The 427-nt window shown below is 47.1% G+C and carries 1 protein-coding gene; it reads left to right on the top strand.

All coding sequences use genetic code 11. The features are described from left to right. Positions 1-427: DpnI domain-containing protein (locus EN780_RS37915; protein WP_281035427.1), on the top strand; the 427-nt coding region annotated here is incomplete at both ends.

The raw sequence follows: 427 nt of genomic DNA, 5'->3' as shown, positions 1-427 counted from the left end.
ATTGTGGAAGCTCCCGTCTAGAAAAATTCGCTGCTAATTTACCTGTTGCCGACTTTTTCTGCAGCAGTTGCAGTGATCAATTCGAGCTGAAAAGCCAAAAGAAGGCATTCGGCACGAAGGTCGCCGACGGAGCCTATTTTACCAAAATTGACAGATTGGCATCATCGACCAACCCGAATTTGATATTGCTGAATTATGATCTGACGCAAAAAGCAGTAAGGCATGTTTGCGTTGTTCCAAAGCATTTTTTCGTACCAGACATCATCGAGAAAAGGAACCCACTGGCGCCGACAGCGAGGAGAGCGGGTTGGGTTGGTTCCAATATTTTGCTCGACCGCATTCCGGATGCGGGCCGAATATTTTTGGTTAGGAACAGCATTCCGATCCCTAAAGAGGTCGTTGTCGCAAAATGGCAGCACACCCTTTT

Origin of the sequence: Mesorhizobium sp. M4B.F.Ca.ET.089.01.1.1 (assembly GCF_004022605.1) — a bacterium.
Lineage (GTDB): Bacteria > Pseudomonadota > Alphaproteobacteria > Rhizobiales > Rhizobiaceae > Mesorhizobium > Mesorhizobium abyssinicae.
The sequence above is the reverse complement of the archived record's forward strand: the minus strand, read 5'-3'. Positions and strand labels throughout refer to the sequence as shown.